Annotated in this window: 1 protein-coding gene; it reads right to left on the bottom strand. The window is 61.5% G+C overall.

What is annotated here, in order from left to right:
• The coding region (locus RYC18_RS06005; protein ID WP_316884344.1) for a contractile injection system protein, VgrG/Pvc8 family at positions 1-629 on the bottom strand (629 nt) is incomplete at both ends.

Genomic DNA, 629 nt, shown 5'->3' with positions numbered 1-629 from the left:
CTGCTCGGTTGCATCATGCGCAGCCAGCAGGAGCCCAACTCGCCATCCTGAGACAGGCGGTCCCAGTGAAAGCGTACGCAAATCCGGTTCAAGGTGTCGGTAAACACTTCATGGCCGCTGGGCGTGACGACCACTGCGGTCTGTTGGCCGAGGCTCTTGGGTTTGAAATGCTCCGACGGGCTGCGAAACGGTACGCTGTGTAACTGGCCTTCAAAGCGATTGAGGAAGAAACCGTGGCTGCCCACGCCCAAGGTGTCCGCTACCTTGTTCACAATGCCAAGCCCTGATGGCTCAGGACGAACAGATCTGAACAGCGCCGCCAGGCTCCCCGGCACTTCGCGTCTCTCCTTGGCCAGCGGCAGGTTGCTCTCGGCGAACATTTCGACTTCGATCAGCAAAAACTGGCGCTCTTCAGCCGCCTTGCGTTCGTACAGCGGATGCTGGGTCAGCTCAAACCAGCGCCCGGCTTCCATCTGCCGCACGCCGCTTTGACCTTGCACACGACGTGCCTGGGATTCACGCTGTTCGATCTGTACGCGGCTCAGCCACTCGCCCCGGTCCTGCTTCTGCCAGCCGTACTGGCCCTGATACTCGTAACGCTCCAGCGCCTGCGGGGCCGAAGCGGCCTG

The sequence above is a fragment of the Pseudomonas syringae group sp. 247E2 genome (genome assembly GCF_032587795.1).
GTDB classification, from domain to species: domain Bacteria; phylum Pseudomonadota; class Gammaproteobacteria; order Pseudomonadales; family Pseudomonadaceae; genus Aquipseudomonas; species Aquipseudomonas amygdali.
The sequence above is the reverse complement of the archived record's forward strand: the minus strand, read 5'-3'. Positions and strand labels throughout refer to the sequence as shown.